This window comes from Methylocaldum szegediense (assembly GCF_949769195.1).
In the GTDB taxonomy this organism is placed as follows: Bacteria; Pseudomonadota; Gammaproteobacteria; order Methylococcales; family Methylococcaceae; genus Methylocaldum; species Methylocaldum szegediense.
Genome location: NZ_OX458333.1, coordinates 3418473 through 3436749, shown reverse-complemented (window position 1 = coordinate 3436749; position 18277 = coordinate 3418473). Strand labels below are relative to the sequence as shown.

14 protein-coding genes are annotated in these 18277 nt (G+C 57.0%); 5 read left to right on the top strand and 9 right to left on the bottom strand.

Features of this window, described 5'->3' with window-relative positions; all coding sequences use genetic code 11:
• Positions 1-3: 3 nt before the first annotated feature.
• The 3 genes from serC to QEN43_RS14740 all read right to left on the bottom strand — a co-directional run bounded on the left by serC (position 4) and on the right by QEN43_RS14740 (position 5538).
• Positions 4-1086, bottom strand: a complete 1083-nt coding sequence (serC, locus tag QEN43_RS14750; RefSeq protein WP_026609131.1) for a 3-phosphoserine/phosphohydroxythreonine transaminase — start codon at positions 1084-1086, stop codon at positions 4-6.
• Positions 1079-3658 carry a DNA gyrase subunit A gene (gyrA, locus tag QEN43_RS14745; protein WP_026609130.1) on the bottom strand — a complete coding sequence of 860 codons (2580 nt, stop codon included), beginning with the start codon at positions 3656-3658 and terminating at the stop codon, positions 1079-1081. The genes serC and gyrA overlap by 8 nt, the downstream gene beginning before the upstream one ends.
• 224 nt (positions 3659-3882) lie before the next feature.
• A complete protein-coding gene (locus QEN43_RS14740; RefSeq protein WP_026609129.1) occupies positions 3883-5538 on the bottom strand; it encodes an ATP-binding protein in 1656 nt (551 codons plus the stop codon).
• Between the two features lie 392 nt (positions 5539-5930).
• Between QEN43_RS14740 and QEN43_RS14735 the strand changes: the two genes are divergently transcribed.
• Positions 5931-7508 carry a methyl-accepting chemotaxis protein gene (locus tag QEN43_RS14735; protein WP_026609128.1) on the top strand — a complete coding sequence of 526 codons (1578 nt, stop codon included), beginning with the start codon at positions 5931-5933 and terminating at the stop codon, positions 7506-7508.
• Between the two features lie 365 nt (positions 7509-7873).
• On the opposite strand, the gene QEN43_RS14730 is transcribed toward QEN43_RS14735, so the two are convergent.
• The 4 genes from QEN43_RS14730 to QEN43_RS14715 all read right to left on the bottom strand — a co-directional run bounded on the left by QEN43_RS14730 (position 7874) and on the right by QEN43_RS14715 (position 11264).
• Positions 7874-8623: a YdcF family protein gene (locus QEN43_RS14730; RefSeq protein WP_026609126.1), complete on the bottom strand. Its 750-nt coding sequence runs from the start codon at positions 8621-8623 to the stop codon at positions 7874-7876.
• 182 nt (positions 8624-8805) lie between these two features.
• Positions 8806-9465, bottom strand: coding sequence for a thiamine phosphate synthase (thiE, locus tag QEN43_RS14725; protein ID WP_051331421.1), 660 nt, complete (start codon positions 9463-9465; stop codon positions 8806-8808).
• 83 nt (positions 9466-9548) lie between these two features.
• Positions 9549-10469, bottom strand: coding sequence for a sulfite exporter TauE/SafE family protein (locus QEN43_RS14720; protein WP_317963372.1), 921 nt, complete (start codon positions 10467-10469; stop codon positions 9549-9551).
• A 90-nt stretch (positions 10470-10559) separates the two neighbouring features.
• Entirely contained in the window at positions 10560-11264 is a 705-nt protein-coding gene (locus tag QEN43_RS14715; protein WP_317963371.1) for an MBL fold metallo-hydrolase, read from the bottom strand.
• Positions 11265-11501: 237 nt separating this feature from the next.
• Between QEN43_RS14715 and QEN43_RS14710 the strand changes: the two genes are divergently transcribed.
• Both QEN43_RS14710 and QEN43_RS14705 read left to right on the top strand, forming a co-directional pair.
• Positions 11502-12851, top strand: coding sequence for a sigma-54 interaction domain-containing protein (locus tag QEN43_RS14710; protein WP_026609124.1), 1350 nt, complete (start codon positions 11502-11504; stop codon positions 12849-12851).
• Positions 12852-13133: 282 nt separating this feature from the next.
• Positions 13134-14360, top strand: a complete 1227-nt coding sequence (locus tag QEN43_RS14705; RefSeq protein WP_026609123.1) for an argininosuccinate synthase — start codon at positions 13134-13136, stop codon at positions 14358-14360.
• Between the two features lie 77 nt (positions 14361-14437).
• Here the strand turns inward: QEN43_RS14705 and QEN43_RS14700 are convergent, their stop codons facing one another.
• Both QEN43_RS14700 and QEN43_RS14695 read right to left on the bottom strand, forming a co-directional pair.
• Entirely contained in the window at positions 14438-15379 is a 942-nt protein-coding gene (locus tag QEN43_RS14700) for a sigma-54 interaction domain-containing protein (protein ID WP_026609122.1), read from the bottom strand.
• 22 nt (positions 15380-15401) lie between these two features.
• Positions 15402-16124: a sulfite exporter TauE/SafE family protein gene (locus tag QEN43_RS14695; protein WP_036267794.1), complete on the bottom strand. Its 723-nt coding sequence runs from the start codon at positions 16122-16124 to the stop codon at positions 15402-15404.
• 248 nt (positions 16125-16372) lie between these two features.
• On the opposite strand from QEN43_RS14695, the gene QEN43_RS14690 reads away from it, so the two are divergent.
• Positions 16373-16951: a DUF4124 domain-containing protein gene (locus QEN43_RS14690; protein ID WP_051331419.1), complete on the top strand. Its 579-nt coding sequence runs from the start codon at positions 16373-16375 to the stop codon at positions 16949-16951.
• 222 nt (positions 16952-17173) lie between these two features.
• Positions 17174-18139: an IS481 family transposase gene (locus tag QEN43_RS14685; RefSeq protein ID WP_317963370.1), complete on the top strand. Its 966-nt coding sequence runs from the start codon at positions 17174-17176 to the stop codon at positions 18137-18139.
• Positions 18140-18277 lie beyond the last annotated feature (138 nt).

The following is an 18277-nucleotide window of genomic DNA, read 5'->3' as shown; positions in this document are numbered from 1 at the left end:
AAGCTATCCGTATTTGCGCTCGAATTCGCGCATAAATTCGATCAGGGCATCGACGCCTTCTTCAGGCATGGCGTTATAGATACTCGCCCTGAATCCGCCCACCGACCGGTGCCCCTCGAGGTTGACTAATCCTGCCGCCCTAGCCTCCGCCAGAAACGTTTTTTCGAGGTCCGTTTTCGCCAACCGAAACGGAACGTTCATGCGGGAGCGATAAGCCGGGTCGACGGGATTCGAATAGAGCGCTGATCTATCGATGGCGGCATACAGTTTTTCCGCCTTACGTATGTTGCGCGCCTCGACGGCAGCCAATCCGCCCTGCTCTTTCAGCCACTCCAGTACCAGGCCGAGCAAATACCAGTTGTAGGTCGGCGGTGTGTTGAGCATGGAACCGCTGTCAGCCTGCTTCTTATAGTTGAAGATCGAGGGTGTGTCATCGCGAGCCTGCCCGATGAGGTCGTCACGCACGATCACCACGACGATGCCGGAAGGCCCCATGTTTTTCTGTGCCCCGGCATAAATCAGCCCGAATCGCGTGACATCCAATGGCCTCGACAGGATATTGGACGACATATCGCAAACCAGCGGCAGACCGGCCGAGTCCGGGATGTCCTGGAATTCAACCCCGCCGATGGTTTCGTTAGCGGTGTAATGGAGATAAGCGGCATCTTGATCGATTCGCCAGTCCGCGCGATCCGGAATCGTCACAAATCCACTTTCCTTGGAGCTCGCCGCAACGGTCACTGAGCAGTAACGCTCGGCCTCGGCAATGGCCTTTTCCGACCAAAGACCGGTATTGACGTAACAGGCCTTAGATCTCCCCCGTAACAGATTCATCGGAACCGCCGCGAACTGCCCGGTCGCGCCGCCTTGCAAAAACAGGACCTTATAGTTGGCCGGAATCGCCAGTAGTTCTCGCAGATCCGCTTCGGATTTTTCAGCGACGGCGACAAAATCCTTGCCCCGGTGGCTCATTTCCATGATCGACATGCCGGTGGAGTGCCAATCCGGCAATTCTTCGCGCGCGCGCAACAATACCGCCTCCGGAAGCATGGACGGTCCCGCGCTGAAATTGAAAATCCTAGCCATCGCCACCCTCCTCGTTTCCATTCGACTCCGCCAATTCCTCGTTTTCGCCCTCGAGAACCGGAATCCTGTCCACTCCGACCACTTTTTCGCCCGGATTGAGACGAATGACCATCACACCCTGGGTGTTGCGTCCGAGTTCCCGAATCTCTTCGACTCGCGTCCTTACGAGTGTGCCGGCGTCCGTGATCAACATGATTTCATCCGAGTCCTGTACCAGCACAGCGCCGACCACCGAGCCGTTACGTTCGCTGGTTTGAATGGCGATCACACCCTGACCACCGCGACGATGTACCGGGAACTCGCTTAGGGCCGTGCGTTTGCCGAAGCCGTTTTCGGTGACATTCAACACCGATCCCTCGGTGCCGATAATGAGAGCGATGATCTTTTGTCCGTCGTTCAGCGTCATACCACGAACGCCGGTCGCGCCGCGCCCCATAGGCCGGACGTCGTCCTCCTCGAAGCAAACGGCCTTGCCCGCATTGCTGAACAGCATGACCCGCTGCTTGCCGTCTGTGATGGCAGCATTCACCAAATAATCGTCCTGGCGAAGATCGATGGCGATTTTCCCAGACGGGCGCGGACGTTCGAATTCCCCTAGGGCCACTTTCTTGACGATGCCGGATGCTGTCGCCATGAACACATAATGGCTTCCATCGAACTCCCGCACCGGCAGAATGGCATTGATGCGCTCGCCCTGCTCCAACGGTAGGAGATTGACGAAAGGCTTGCCGCGCGAAGCCCGGCTGGCCGAAGGTAGCTCGTAGACTTTGAGCCAGTACACTTTGCCCACGCTCGAAAAACACAGAATGGTGTCGTGGGTGTTGGCCACTATAAGTTTTTCGATGAAATCCTCTTCCTTGGTCGTCGCAGCCGCCTTGCCGCGACCGCCTCGCCGCTGCGCACGATAGGCACTGAGAGGCTGCGATTTCACGTAGCCCTCGTGCGAGACCGTGACCACCACATCTTCCTCGGTAATCAAATCTTCGGCGGATAAATCGAGATGATCCTCGATGATTTGGGTGCGGCGCTTGTCGCCGAACTGCTCGCGGATGGCTAGGAGCTCGTCGCGGATGACTTCCATCAGCCGCTTGTCACTGGCCAGAATTTCCAGGAACTCGTCGATCTGCGCCAAGAGCTGCTTGTACTCGTCAATGATCTTGTCCTGTTCGAGACCGGTCAGGCGGTGCAGACGGAGATCCAAGATCGCCTGCGCCTGCTCGGGTGACAGGTTGTAGCCGTTTTCGGTCAAACCATAACCGACCGCAAGGTTTTCCGGACGCGACCGCATCGCGTCCTCCGCCCGCGCCAGAAGCTCCGAAACCACTCCTGGACGCCAGGTGCGCTCCAGCAGCCGCTGTTTCGCGTCCGCCGGGGTGGGCGAGGTCTTGATCAGTTCGATCACTTCGTCGATATTCGCGAGGGCGACGGCCTGTCCTTCCAGGATATGAGCCCGCTCGCGCGCCTTTCTGAGATCGTACAGCGTGCGCCGGGTGACGACTTCGCGGCGATGGTCGATGAAGGCCGCGAGCAACTCCTTGAGATTCATGCAGCGCGGGCGGCCATCCGCCAAGGCCACCATATTGATGCCGAACACGCTCTGCATGGCGGTCTGCTGATACAGATTGTTCAGCACTACTTCCGGCACTTCGCCGCGCTTGAGCTCGATCACCATGCGCATGCCCTCCTTGTCCGATTCGTCGCGCAGTCCGGAAATACCCTCCAGCTTTCCTTCCTTGACCAGCTCGGCGATTTTTTCCATGAGCCGCGCCTTGTTCACCTGGTACGGCAGCTCGGTGACGACGATGCTGGTGCGCCCACCGTCATCCTCGAAATCGCAGCGGGCTCGGATGAAAATTCGCCCCCGCCCGGTAAGATACGCTTCTCGGATGCCGCTCGCCCCGTTGATGATTCCCGCCGTGGGAAAATCCGGACCCGGAATGTGTTCCATCAGTTCGGCAATACTGGCATCCGGTTTCTCGATCAGCAGCAAGCAGGCATCGATGACTTCGTTGAGATTGTGGGGCGGGATGTTGGTCGCCATGCCTACCGCGATGCCAGCCGAACCATTGATAAGCAGATTCGGAATGCGCGTTGGCAACACGGAAGGCTCTTTCTCGGATTCGTCGTAGTTCGGAACGAAGTCGACCGTTTCTTTCTCGAGATCCGCAAGCAGTTCGTGTGCAATCCGGGCCATGCGCACTTCGGTATAACGCATGGCCGCCGGCGGATCCCCGTCCACCGACCCGAAATTGCCTTGGCCATCGATCAACATGTAGCGCAGCGAGAACGGCTGGGCCATGCGCACGATGGTGTCGTAAACTGCGGCGTCGCCGTGAGGATGGTATTTACCGATGACATCGCCCACCACGCGGGCGGATTTCTTATAAGGTTTGTTCCAGTCGTTGCTCAATTCGTGCATGGCGTAGAGCACGCGCCGATGCACCGGTTTCAGGCCGTCGCGAACATCCGGTAAGGCCCGTCCCACGATCACGCTCATGGCGTAATCGAGGTAGGACTGCTTCATCTCGTCTTCGAGATTGACCGGAATGATTTCTTTGGCGAAGGAAGTCATGAGGGATCGCTGTACCGTGAAGGAGCAGCGCCGCAATGAAAATGCAGCGCAATTACCGGGGGGCATTATAACCTTTGAGACGAGGCCGCTCCACTAAAGCAGAACTGTGGTTATCCACCGTTTCTGTGGATAAGGTTGTGGAAGAGCTTCAGCGAGCCGAGCTAAGGCGTTGCCGCCCCAGGTTTTCCTTGGAACGGCAAAAATTTGCTCAGACCACCGCCGGCTTACCTTCCCTGCCGTCTCCAGCGGTCAACGATACCTTCAATGTCCAAGTTTTCCGGACCCGATGTCCAGGCGGTGTAGAAATCCGCATCGTTGCTGTTGGGCGTAGGATCGGGTTTGTGAATCTGGGTCCGGGTGGGAAGCGGGATCGCCTCACCGAGAATCATCGCTTCACCGCGACCGAGAGAAGTCAAGATATCGACCAAATCAGTTTCGCCTTCCGGCACCAGCTTGCGCACGTAATCCTGGTCATCGGGATTGGTAATGCGCAGACAGATATATGTACCGCATTGAGACAATACTGTTTCCGACAGCTCGTGGGGCCGTTGACTAATCACGCCCAAGCCGACGCCGTACTTACGTCCTTCCTTGGCGATGCGTTCCATGCTCTTGCGAGTTCCTTCGAACTGGGTGTTGGATTCACGGGGAATGTAGGCATGAGCTTCCTCGCAGACCAGCAGAATCGGGAATTCGCGGTTGAACGGGTTCCAGTAATTGAATTCGAAGGCCAACCGGCCGATCTGCGCAGAAACCGTCGGACGAACATCGAACGGCACCGGACTCAGATCGATGACTGTGACCTGGCATTTCGGATCGCCCAGGCCAACGAAATCCCGCAACAGCCCCGGCAGGGTTTCCGAGCGGTTTCGCCTCACCGGATTGAGCAAAAAATCGTAACGCACATCATTGAGCCGGCTTAGCAGTTTGACCAAAAACTCGTCGAACTGACCAAACAGCGGGCCTTTGGTCTTGCCGAAATCGGTGCGGAATTCATTCGCTTCTTTGAAGGTCTCGTAAACCTCGCGCAAGGAAAAATAGATCGGCGAGTCGAGTGAAATCGTCTCCAAATCAAGGACTTTTGCCTCCTTTTTCTTCAACTCGAAAATCGTCTCGCGTAAAAACGCCGTCTGTATGGCGGCTCCCGGATCGTTGCGGTCAACCAACAAGTCGACTAACTCCGCGAAGGTCATAAGCCAATAAGGAATCTCCAGCGCCCGCGCGTCGAGATAACGCGTCTGTTCCGGCTTGAAAGCGGAGTGCAAAGCCCTGGTTCGATCTCTCCAACAATACTCGCCGTGCAGATCGAGCAAGATGATGTGTGCGTTCGGCATGGCATCGACCATGCGCTGAATAAGGCTTGCCACCGACCATGACTTACCGGAGCCGGACTGTCCGAGAATCGCGAAATGGCGGCTGCACAAGGCCGACGGATCCAAATGAACGGCCGTCGAGGGATGGCTGTGGAGATGACCGAATTCGAACTGGTACTGCCGGTGCTTCGCGAAAATCGAATCAATTTCCTCCTCGGCTACGATGTGAACCTCCGCGCCGGGTGTCGGAAAATGCCTTACCCCGCGATGGAATACACCATCCTCGGTGATCTGCCCGAGCGGCGTCAGCGCAACCAAGCAGCCGGCCGCAGAACGGCAGCGCCTCCCGTCGGAACGATCCGCCTCTACGTGATTGATCAAGGCCAACGATCGAAAGCCGTGCTGACGGACGGACACGTAAGAACCTACCTGCCCGACCACCTTGACCTCGTCGGCCGCTTTCAGCGTCGGGCGAAAACCGTCTTTCTCGTTCAGCAACTTGGCTACGAATCGACCATTGCGGACTTCTAACAGGTGGCCAATCAGCGTATCGGTTTGTTCAGGCATCACGGACCTCTAAGAAATAGGCAGCAACAGACCGGGACCTCCGGGCGGGCGGTTGACCTCGGCGCCGTCCCGAAAGACCACGACGATGCTGCGGACCCGGTGGACAGAAGTTTTAAGGAGAATTGGCCTAAAAATTAGTCCAGCTTGGCAAATATGCGAATCCGAGAACGCGATTTAGATTTCTCTAAAACACGCCTACAAAATCGGTTCGCACATTTAAAAACGGCTCTCTTACCTATAATTTAAGTCGTCCCCGACGCAGTCTCGGCTGCATCTCTGGATGCGAGCGCGCTCGGCAATTCCAAGAATAACTAAACGACTCCTATCTCGACGGCCGACATGGAAAACGGATTTCCGCACTCCCGTTCGAGTGGAATCCATTAGGCGATCCTATGAGAATCAATCTGCCCGTCACCGATCACGAAAGAACCTATCCTGCCGGCACACAACTCATCTCGACCACCGACCTAAAGGGCATCGTTACGTACGCAAACAAGGACTTTCAAGCGGTAGCCGGCTTCACCGCCGAGGAAATGCTCGGCAAGAGTCACAATCTGGTCCGACATCCAGACATGCCGCCGGAAGCCTTCGCTGATCTCTGGTCCACCATCAAGAACCGGAACCCCTGGATGGGCATCGTAAAAAATCGCTGCAAGAATGGAGATTACTATTGGGTCGACGCTTTCGTCATGCCGATGCTCGATAAAGACCGGGTGGTCGGTTACGAGTCGGTAAGAGTCAGGCCTTCGCCTGAGCATGTCGCCAGGGCAGAAAACCTTTACCGTTCGATGCGCGAAAAAAAGCTAAAGCGAGCGTCGCTTTCCGATCTGGGTTTCGCAGCAAAAACGTTCGTCGGATTCGTGGTCGCCCTAGCGCCTCTCCCGGTCGTCCATTTCGTCCGGGGCGAGTTCGATCCCGTGTTTGTTGCCACCACCGCCGCGAGTTTGGCAGTTGCGGCCGTCATGGCTCGGCTTTTGACCAAGCCACTCACCCAAGCGGCGGACTATTCCAAGCGGTTCATCGATAACGGCATCGCCCGAAAGGTTTATGCCGGCCGGAACGACGAAGTGGGCCAATTGCAAACCGCCATGCTTTCCCTGCAGGCTCGACTGCGAACCGTTATCGGGCGCTTCGACGACGCCGCCGGCCGACTCCAAGCCATGGCGACCCAGACCCGCCAGGCCGCAGCCCAGACCAGCAGCGATCTTGCCCAGCAGGAGTCGGAAATCGCCTTGGTGGCGACTGCCATCGACGAAATGACCGCCACCGTTCAGGCGATCGCTCGCAGCGCGGCTGAAGCCGCGTCCGCTGCCGACCGCGCGACGCAAGCAGCCGGCAAGGGCAAGCAGGCGGTCGGGCAGACCAGCATCGCGATAGACGACCTGGCTCACGAAGTCGAGAATGCGGCAAGGGTCATCGCGCAACTGGAACAGGAAAGCAAAGGCATTGACCTCGTGGTAAAAGTGATTCGCGACATTGCCGAGCAAACCAATCTGTTGGCGCTGAATGCCGCAATCGAAGCCGCCCGGGCCGGCGACAGAGGACGAGGTTTCGCGGTCGTCGCCGAAGAAGTTCGCAAGCTCGCATCCAGCACCCAGAACTCGACACGGGAAATCCAACAAATCGTAGAGCGGCTGCAGAGAGGTGCGCGAGAGGCGGCAGTCGTGATGGAGAAGGGGCGGCAACAAGCCCAGGCGAGCGTGCAGCAGGCGGAAATCTGTAACCACACACTCTCAGAGATCACGGAGACAATCGAAGAAATCAACGGTATGAACGTCCAAGTGGCGAGCGCGGTTGAAGAGCAGTCCTGCGTAACCCAGGAGATCATGCGCAATATTGAAAACATCAACCAAAAAACCAAGACCATTGCGCAAGAAGCCGAACGAACGGCCAACACCAGTGAACAGGCTCTGCAGTTGGCGGTAGATCTCGAAAACCTGATGAATCGTTTCGCCCAGGGCGACGAATGAGCGCCCCGGTTAGGCGTCCGGTCGAAGACTCTCTGCTTTCCGTGCTGGCAACGTTGACCGGGCGGCTGAAAACCCAAACCGACGAGACACCCGCTATCCGAAAGATCCGGCGCCGAGTCTTATCTACGGTAATTTCGAGACGCGCTCGGCGGGAATACGAACGCCTGTCGGCTTCGCCGGTTTTAACGTTCGCGACACCCTTCCGTGAGCCCATGGCGGTAAGAAACCCTTAGGACTGTTTCTTAAGTCAGCAGCTGCTGCTTTCGGAGCTCACCCAGATGACTAGGCGGCGCATGGATTGCAGTAGCCTGTTGAGCTAACAAGACTCTGCGCCAATTTGTGATCGCTCTCTAAATTGCCCGCCATCAGCCTCGGATCCGATACCACGCCAACCCGATCCATTCGTGAAGTGCGAAGGCGCTGTTGGTTATGGCCAGGTAGCTGGGCACAAAATCGAACAGCCTGACGCGGCCCGTCGACACATATCCCGTTCCGGCAGGAACCACATCCAAGCCTTCCCGCTCGAACTCAGGAATCGCTCGCGGCAGGTGCCAGCAATGGCTAACGAGATAAATCCGGCGTATGCCTGCTTGCCTGAGAATCGGCGAGGAGAATTGGGCGTTCTCCCTTGTATTTCTGGACCTGCTTTCGACCCAGCGGACCGGGACGCCGAACTCGTTCTCCAAGATCGAGCGCATGATGGGACCTTCCACCGGGGCGCCTACGGGGGCACCACCGGTGACCAAGATCGGTTTTCCGGTTTTGCGGTACAAGGACGCTCCGTATCGAAGCCTTTCCAGAGTACGCGCATTGATGGTTGCACCGCCGCCGTATTCCGGCGCGCTCGAGCGAATGCCGCCACCGAGAATCACAATGGCTTCCGCATCGTGGTCCGAGTTCGGCAGAGGTGGAACCTGGAGCGTAGCCAACAGACGACTAGACACATAAGGTGTCGACAGCAACCCGAGTCCAAAAAGCCCACCGGCGATCAACCCAATACCTACCCGAGGCCGTATCTTGAGCTGCCAGAAACCGAACGCTGCGATAATGAGCATGTTGAGCGGAGGCAGGAGCAACGCAGCGAAAAAATTAGTGAAAAACCAGCTCCAGTCCATAATTCCGCGGATGTTATACGGGATCGGGGTACCGGCTAATGGCCGAGCGACCGAATCGAATGCTCCATTTCCAGCACACGATAGCGATCTAGCCTAATCTTAAAGGCCAAACGCACTTTCACAATTGATCTCCATCGTGGCAACTTCGCTTGGCTGAAATTCATCGCTAAGCAGGATTTTTTTTAGGGCATCTCCGATACGGCCGACTCGCTCTTGCTCTCGCTAAACAACGGCAAGAACGCCGCCGCCGCAACGCCCGGATCCGGCGCCCCGAATACGGCTTCGATCACGGCCAAGAGATCCGCACCGGCTTTCAGAAGTAATCCGCCATTCTCCGGCGTTATGCCGCCAATCGCGACGATAGGAATGCGAAGGCGGCTTTTGGCCTCCGCAAGCGTTTCCAGTCGAGCGCACGGCGCATCGGGTTTCGTCTTGGACGGGAAGAAACGGCCGAACGCGACATAGCTAGCGCCGCAAGTTTCGGCCTGGATTGCCAGATCAACGGAATCGTAGCAGGATACGCCGACGATGGCGTCCGGCCACAAAGTGGCCCGCGCTTCCGTCAGCGACATATCCTCCTTGCCCAAATGTACGCCGTCGGCACCGATGCGGCGGGCCAGGTCTACATCGTCATTGATAATCAGCGGCACCCCGGCTGCACGGCAGATCGCCAAAAGACCGGCCGTCTCGCCCAACGGATCGCGCGGCGTCTTGGCCCGGTACTGAATCACCGCTGCCCCTCCCCGAATAGCGGCTGCCACGGCATCAAACAGGGCCTGCTCATCAGGATAAGCTTCCCGGGTGATGGCATAAAGCCCCGAGCGGGGAAACGGTAAACGCATGTTTAGTCCTGTCCGATAGATCGGTGTTCAATGCAAACGGGCGCAATCTTACCGAAATCACGCTTACAGCGGCATCCGGCGCATTACCGTAATTCAGCGTACATGCTTTTTTTTTGGTGCAAACCTTGGCTATGTATCCATCGCCAGAGCCAGACGATTGCAACAACACCCAGCATGGTCGCCATGCCCCAAAGAAAATCAGAATGCTTCAGCAGCGTTTCTTTCGTTTCGGCGATTAATTCAAAGGTGATCTCTTTGTACAAGAGGTAGCAGGCGACCCCGATGACGAACAGCGCGAAAATCCGGCGCAGCGCTGGTCCGCTTACACGCCGCGAAAGCAAGCCACCAAACAGGCTCCCGAGGACGGCAAAGCCGGTAACGATGGAAACCAGCTGGAGATCGATCCTGACATGACTGATATATCCGGCGAGGCCGGCGAACGATTTCATGGCGATAACCAGCAATGATGTGCCGATTGCCGCGTGCATGGGCAAGGCACCGAGCAAATTCAGCGCCGGCACCACCAAGAAGCCACCCCCGGCACCGATCAATCCGGTCAGCGCACCGACCATGAGGCCGTCGAAAATGATAGCCAACAAAGGGAGATCGCGCGGACAAACCGGCTTGACCCTGCCAGCATCCGCACCGGTTGGCCGTCGCCCACGTAGCATCGCCAAAGCCGTGGCGAACATAATCGCAGCGAACAGTAACAACAGCACGCCGCCCGGAACAAAGGCCGCGAGGCGTCCGCCGCCGTACGCGCCCACCATACCCGCAACGCCAAAAATGAGTCCCGTTCGCCAACAGACCCGCCCGCGTCGGGCATAATTAATGACGGCAGCAAAGCTAGTGACTCCCACGACGACCAGCGATGTGGCAATCGCTGTTTTCGGCTCGATATCGAGCAGATAAACCAGCACCGGAACCGTGAGAATCGATCCTCCACCGCCGAGCAGCCCGAGCAGCAAGCCGATCACGAGCGATAGGATGACGACTAGGGTCATGGTTCTCGCTCCATCAGATCATGCGCAACCCAGCCTCCGAACCACGCGCAGAGGCCGGGTTGCAGCAATGTTCATCCGGCGACGCGATCCTCAACCGTGACGCACGGCGGGTTCCCGGCCACAGGCTCGATTGGCCGGCAATGCCTGGTTGATGTACTTGGGGTATGGCAGATCGAGTTTGCTCATGATATCGATGAATTCCTCTCGGGTCTTCCCGCCGCCCAGCCGCGGATTCTTAGCCACCTCCTGCTTGATAGTGGACACCGTATTACCGTTGTAATCATGGCCAGGGTAGACCAACGTGTCCGGCGGCAGCGTGAATAGCTTGCTGGTGACGCTGTCGTACAGCCGCCCGGCATCGCCTTGCTGAAAGTCGGTACGCCCACACCCGCCGATGAACAAGGCGTCGCCGGTAAATACCCGATCGCCGACGACATAACTGACGCAGCCATTGGTATGGCCCGGCGTATGGCGTACCTCGATTTCGATGTCTCCCACCTGAAGCAGAACGCCGTCGGTAACCAGAAGGTCGGCACACATAGCGCCTGCATCACGATGTACGACGCTTTTGCTCCCCAGGCGCTCCCGTAGAAGCCCCGAACCGGTAATGTGGTCGGCATGGACATGCGTCTCCATCGTGTAAAGAAGCTTGAGACTAAGCTTCTTCAAGAGATCGATATAGTTGTCGACTTCGGTCGCTACCGGGTCGATCAGCACTGCGCGGCGGGTACGCTCACAGCCGAGCAAATAGGTGTAAGTGAATATGTCGGGCTCGAAAAGTTGTCTGAAGATCATTGTGTCGCTCCTTACGGATCGGGAATCCGCGAGACCTATCTGACTAATACCTTACAAGGACTATGCCTATATTCTTGGAACCCCCTCTCACCACGGAAACCCGCATTTTTACCGGTGTTTCACGACTCCCGAACAAGCCGCCATCAATCGAATGTTTCATCCGGCGTTTCATGTGATACATTACATGAAACAAAACATGCCATATGAAACATTACGAAACCATTTGATTATCCCCTTGTGACCCAGTTCTCGCCTTTTCTGAATCGTTGGTTGAGTGCCGTCGGACCCGACAAAGCGTTGTCGACCTTAGCCGAATTGATGGGCGGCGCCGTGTTTGCGATCAATGCCGACGGTGAAATCCTGTTTTGGAGCCGCGGAGCCGAGCGCTTGTTCGGCTTCTCCAGCGAGCAGGTCTTAGGGAGACCTTGCGGTTCCGTCATCCGCTGCCACGATCACGATGGTTGGAGCAGCGTCGTTCAAGAAGGAAAGATTCGGGGTATCCCGTTCGAGGTCGAGCACGCCAAGGGTGGAACCATCCGTGTCAAACGCTCCGCTCAGGCTTTTTTTGACGCTCAGGGTCGTTTCGCCGGAGCCATCGAAATACTTTGGCCTGAACCGGAACCCAATCGTAAGGACATCGGAACGCCGCCGGCCAACGAGGCAGAAGTCTTTCACGGCCTCATCACACGAGACCCCGCGCTGAAGCAGGCTTTCCAAATCATCCGCAATGTGGCCCAGACCGATGCAACGGTCTTAATCCGGGGCGAATCGGGAACCGGCAAGGAGTTGGTCGCTCAGGCCCTGCACGAAGAAAGCCACCGCCGCGACCATCCGTTCCTCGCCATCAACTGCGCCGCTCTAAGCGCCCATCTACTGGAAAGCGAATTGTTTGGACATGTGCGCGGTGCGTTCACCGGTGCCGTCAAGGACCACCAGGGGCTGTTCAAGCGCGCTGACGGCGGCACTCTTTTCCTGGACGAAGTCGCCGAACTGCCGCTTGAACTGCAAGCCAAGCTGCTACGTGTACTGCAGGAAAAAACATTTATCCCGGTCGGCGGCGATCACCCGATCACAGTGGACGTACGCATCGTCGCGGCCACTCACCGTTCATTGCGCGAGGAAGTCAAAGCCGGGCGTTTCCGCGAGGACTTGATGTATCGGCTGCGGGTCGTGCCCATCTTCTTGCCGCCCCTGCGGGCACGGCGTCAGGATATCAGTCTTCTTTTGCAGCACTTCATTGATCGCCACAATGTTCAAGGGCCGCGCCGCATCCAGAGCATAGAACCCGAGGCCATGCGAGTGCTGCTGGATTATCACTGGCCAGGCAACGTGCGCGAACTGCAAAATGTCGTTGAATACGCATTTGCCGTTGGCCGAAGCGATGTACTGCAAGTCGAGGATTTGCCGCCCGAATTTCGTGAAGAGCCCCAATCACCATCGGTCCCCAACATACCGGCGGCTGAGAGCGAGGCGGATCGCATTCGTCGGGCGCTGGCGTCCGCCCGTGGCCGTATCGACCGCGCCGCGCAGATGCTCGGCATGAGTAGGGCGACCTTTTGGCGCAAGCGGAAGAAGTATGGACTATAGACGAAAGCAGCTCGGACGTTTTCAATTATGCAGGCGAAAAGGCTTGGGAAGGTCTGATTCAGTCCTTCGACAGAACTAAACGAACGGTAACGTAAGGTATTGACTCAGGTTTTGGTCGACGCATCCGCCATGAACCGAATCCAGTTATTTAACAACGACGTCGTACAGGTCCAACACGGCCGGAACCAGCCTCGAACTGCCATAAATCGGGCGAGGTCGGGCTGCGTAGGTCCAAGTGCCTCGTTATAATTTAATGTTTTTTCGCTATTTATCAGAAACGCCATGCCCAACCAAACCGTAAAAAAAGTCGTACTTGCCTATTCCGGCGGGCTCGACACATCCGTCATCCTCAAATGGCTTCAGGAGACCTACGGCTGCGAAGTCGTCACCTTTACCGCTGACATCGGCCAGGGCGAGGAGTTGGAGCCGGCGCGCGCCAAAGCTCAGGCCCTTGGCATCAAGGAAATCTATATCGACGACCTTAAGGAGGAGTTTGCTCGGGATTTCGTATTTCCCATGTTCCGCGCCAATGCGATCTATGAAGGCGAGTACCTCCTCGGGACTTCTATTGCTCGTCCCTTGATCGCCAAGCGTCTTATCGAAATCACCCGAGAGACCGGTGCCGACGCCATCGCACACGGCGCTACCGGCAAGGGCAACGACCAGGTCCGGTTCGAATTGGGCGCCTACGCCCTGCGCCCCGATATCAAAATCATCGCACCCTGGCGGGAATGGGACCTGAACTCGCGCGAAAAACTTCTCGCGTATGCCGAACGGCACGGCATTCCGATCGAGATGAAGCGTGGCAAGGCGTCACCCTATTCCATGGATGCCAATCTTCTGCACATCTCCTACGAAGGCGGCATTCTCGAGGATCCGTGGGCCGAACCCGAGGAAGACATGTGGCGCTGGACCGTTTCGCCCGAAAAAGCGCCCGATAAACCGACTTATGTCGAACTGAGCTACGAGCGCGGCGACATCGTGGCCGTCGACGGCGAACGGCTTACACCTGCTCAAGTGCTGGCAAAGCTCAATCGACTGGGCGGCGAAAACGGAATCGGACGCCTCGATATCGTCGAGAACCGCTATGTCGGCATGAAATCGCGCGGCTGCTACGAGACGCCGGGTGGTACCATCATGTTGCGAGCCCACCGCGCTATCGAATCCCTCACACTGGATCGCGAAGTAGCGCATCTGAAAGATGAGCTGATGCCGCGCTATGCCAGCCTGATCTACAACGGCTATTGGTGGAGCCCGGAACGCCTGATGCTACAGGAGTTAATCGATGCTTCGCAGGCGACGGTAAACGGTGAAGTCAAGGTAAAGCTCTACAAGGGTAATGTCACAATCGTTGGTCGAAAGTCCGAAAACAATAGCCTGTTCGACATGAACATCGCCACTTTCGAGGACGACCGCGGCGCTTACAATCAAAAAGATGCGGAAGGATTCATTAAGCTCAACGCCTTGCGCATGCGGATCGCCGCCCAAAAAGGCCTGAAGTTCGTCTAAATAAAAAGCCCGCGGGTTCGACCGCGGGCTTCCGAAATGTGGTCGGGCGGGAGAGTGAAACCACCCAAACAGGTATCTTAGCTGATTCCGTATTTCTGCATGCGATAAAGCAGCGTGTCTCTCGATATACCCAAAAGCCGGGCCGAACGACTGCGGTTGCCATTGGTGCGAGACAAGGCCTGACGAATCAGATCCATTTCGACCTTTTCCAGCTCAATCCCGACCTCGGGCAGATCAAACACCGGCTTCTGCGAGGGCGCTCGGTTGACGATCTCCTGGGGCAGATTGCTCTCGTCGATCATTCGGCCGGCCAGCAGGATAGCGAGCCGCTCGCACACATTTCGAAGCTCTCTGACGTTACCGGGCCAGGAATAAGCCGTAAGCCGATTGAGGGCTGCCTTCGTGAACGAAGCCTCCGGGAGCTTGTGTTCCTCAGCAAACTGCTTCATGAAGTGCTGCAATAAGAGTTGGATGTCGCCCATGCGCTCGCGCAATGGCGGGATTTCGAGCGGCACGACGTTGAGACGATAATAGAGATCTTTACGGAACTCGCCTCGGGAAATCTTTTCCTGAAGGTTGGCATTGGTCGCGGCAATGACGCGCACGTCAACATTGAGCGTATGGGTTTCGCCAACCGGTTGAATCTCTCCAGTCTCGAGGAAACGCAGGAATTTTGCCTGCAACGCCGCAGGCAGCGAATCGACCTCGTCGAGAAAAACCGTGCCGCCGTCAGCGGCTTGGAGACGGCCGATCTGGCTAGTGACAGCCCCGGTGAATGCGCCTTTACGATGCCCGAACAATTCAGATTCAGCGAGCGCTTCCGGAAGCGCGGCACAGTTCAGCGTGATGAACGGCTTATTGGCACGAGGACTATGCTCTTTCAAAGCGTGTGCCAACACCTCTTTGCCGGTACCGGTTTCCCCAATAATCAATACGGTCACGTCGGTCGCAGCAATCATCCTGGCGCTACGCAACAACGCCTCGAAATTCGGGGACTGGCCAATCAGCCTTTCAAACATGATTTCACCCTCCTCCTTAAATTTAGCCTATTGTATGGCGAACCATGGGATTGAGCCAGGGGAACGCCGCCAATAGAGCCAGCGCGATCAGAGTGACTCCTGCTGCCTGGCGAAATTTCTTCATATTGGACAACCGCACCAAAAGGGAGGTAATTATACCGACGCCCATAACGGCCGGCAAAGTGCCCACACCGAACGCCAACATCGTGAACGTGCTGCGCACCACGTCACCGGTAGTCGCGGCGAGCGCTAGGGCGGTATAGACCAGACCGCATGGAAGCCAACCCCAGATCATGCCGAAAACGAAAGCTTTCGGCAAGGTCTCCACCGGAATCAGCCGACGACCGTAAGGCTCGATTCTTTTCCATATACCCCCACCGGCCTTTTCGATATAAGCGAATCGCGGAAACCACCCGGCGATGTGCAACCCCGCGCCAGCCATAATCAACGCGGACACAATTTGCAAGATGCGGTGCCCGTGTCCTTCCCCCAACGGCATGCTGAGAACATGATGGGCCAAGCCTGCCAATAGCCCGCCCAGCGAGTAACTGGTGATGCGTCCCACGTTGTAGCTGAACACGAAAGGCATGAGCAGCGATTTCTGCTCCCGAATTTCGCGCCTCAAGCTCAGGGTTAGCGAACCAATGATGGAACCGCACATACCTAAGCAATGCAGGGAACTGAAGAGCCCCATCAGCAAGGCTACGAGATAGGACGTGCTGAACGCGGTTTCAAGGTGGTGCATAAGGGGGCGAACGATAGCATAAAAACTTGCGGATTTAACAGACCGGGTTTAAACGGTAATCCGCTGGTTCGGCATATCCTGGACCGCTTTTCCACGGGAAACGCCAAGGGGTCGGAGAACCAATCGGAACCTCGCAAACTGACCGCGAGCTTTTCTCAGTAGACCGTTCGCCTTGCCCTAGTCCTGAGTCGAAGGTCTCGGGACCGACTCAGACAGACTCTGAGAACCGTTATGACTGGAGACATTCCATGAATCTGGGTTTTGTCGTTTTCATCCTTTTCGCGAGCGTAGCTACCCCTGCCAGCGCAGCCACCCTTTACCGCTGGACCGATAATTCTGGCTCGGTGCGCTACGGTTATCACCCTCCCCCGGGCATGAATGCCGTCCCCGCCGAAGACGAGCAGCGCCACCTTTATAACGGCCCGGTCGATGCCCTTTGTTCGAACTTGGTCAAAGAGCATTTGCGCCTGATTGATAGTGAAATGAAACGAATCGAGTCCATACCCGCGGGCTTAGGACCGGAGTACGAATTCACGCCTGCGGCCAAGCAGGAGTTACTTCTCGACCTGCTCGCCCACCGTGCGGCACTTCTTAGCGGCAGAAAGGCATCCGATTTCCGATCTCCGAGCGGACAGGAAATGGAACGGCTGAAGGAAAAATATCTGGAGGAAAAAACACGCCTGCAAAAAGCCTTGGAATCAAAGGATGAAATGATCCGAGTGCAGCAGCAACGCCTGGAACGGGAGCGCCGGAAGCGCGCGCTGCCGTGGCGCTTTTATGACGTTCCGCATGCGATCATAGTTCCGCGAGCAAGAAAACGCGACTAACCCCAGCGCGGCGTCATTGGGAAAAACGCGGTGCGCTGTTACGCTAGTTAGTTACCTAACTCTGTGACACAGTCTGCCTTGAGTGGAGACGAAGGACTTTGAACCCTTCCGGGATAGGTGTCGCGTCTCGTGTGATTATTTACCGAGAAGGAGTTATGCTCTGTTCGAAGCCCGGAGCCTTCTCCAGGAGATATTCGGTTCGTCCAAGTGAGGTTTCTCTCCATGCAGATTCGTCTTCATAAGAACGCCCGTACCACCCCGGCCGTTCGGCAGGCCATTCAAGCGTCCACGTTGAGCGAGCGCGCCTTGGCCCAAAAGCATGGCATTAGCCGAACGACCGTCCGCAAGTGGAAACACCGATCCTCGGTCGAAGATGCCTCACACCGGCCCCACACCCTCAGAACCACGCTCACGCCCGCCCAGGAAGCCATCGTGGTCTACCTCCGCCAAGCTCTGCTCCTCCCCTTGGATGATCTCCTGGCCGTGACCCGGGAATTTCTCAATCCCGCCGTGTCCCGTTCCGGGCTAGACCGCTGCCTGCGCCGCCACGGGGTGGCGTCCCTCAAGACCCTGCTTCCGCCTACAGAGAAGGCGAAGGTCAAACCCTTCAAGGCCTATGAGCCCGGCTTCCTTCACCTGGATGTTAAGTACTTGCCCGCCATCGACGGCGAACCCCGCCGATACCTGTTCGTCGCCATCGACCGCGCCACCCGCTGGGTCTATGTCGCCCTCAAGCCCAACCGCTCCGCCTTAAGCGCCAAGGACTTCCTCAAAGCGGTGATTCAGGCCGCTCCTTTCCGCATCCAGAAATGCCTGACCGACAACGGCTCGGAGTTTACCGACCGTTTCCTGACCCGAACTCGGCAGCCCTCGGGGACGCATGAGTTTGACCGCCTCTGTACTGAACAAGGCATCGAACATCGCCTGATTCCGCCGGGCCGGCCCCAAACGAATGGCCTGGTGGAACGCTTCAATGGCCGCATCGAGGAGGTGTTGCAAACCCATCACTTCGATTCAACCGCCGATCTGGACACCACCCTGCACCGCTATGTCGAGCTGTACAATCATCACATTCCCCAAAAGGACTTAGGCCATCTCACCCCGATCCAGGCTCTCAAAAACTGGCAACTGTCCCATCCTCATCTTTTTCGAAAGAAGGTTTACGATCTTGCGGGACTTGACAGATAGGCGCTTAATGCGCTTGCATCAAGGTTAGTAAGACGGTATCTACTGTTTCCTCCCGGTTTCGGGACGTCCCGTCCAGGTCGGTGTGCGATGAAGACCGCCGGTCCAAGGTCGGTACGGCGTTGTGGAATGGACGCACCC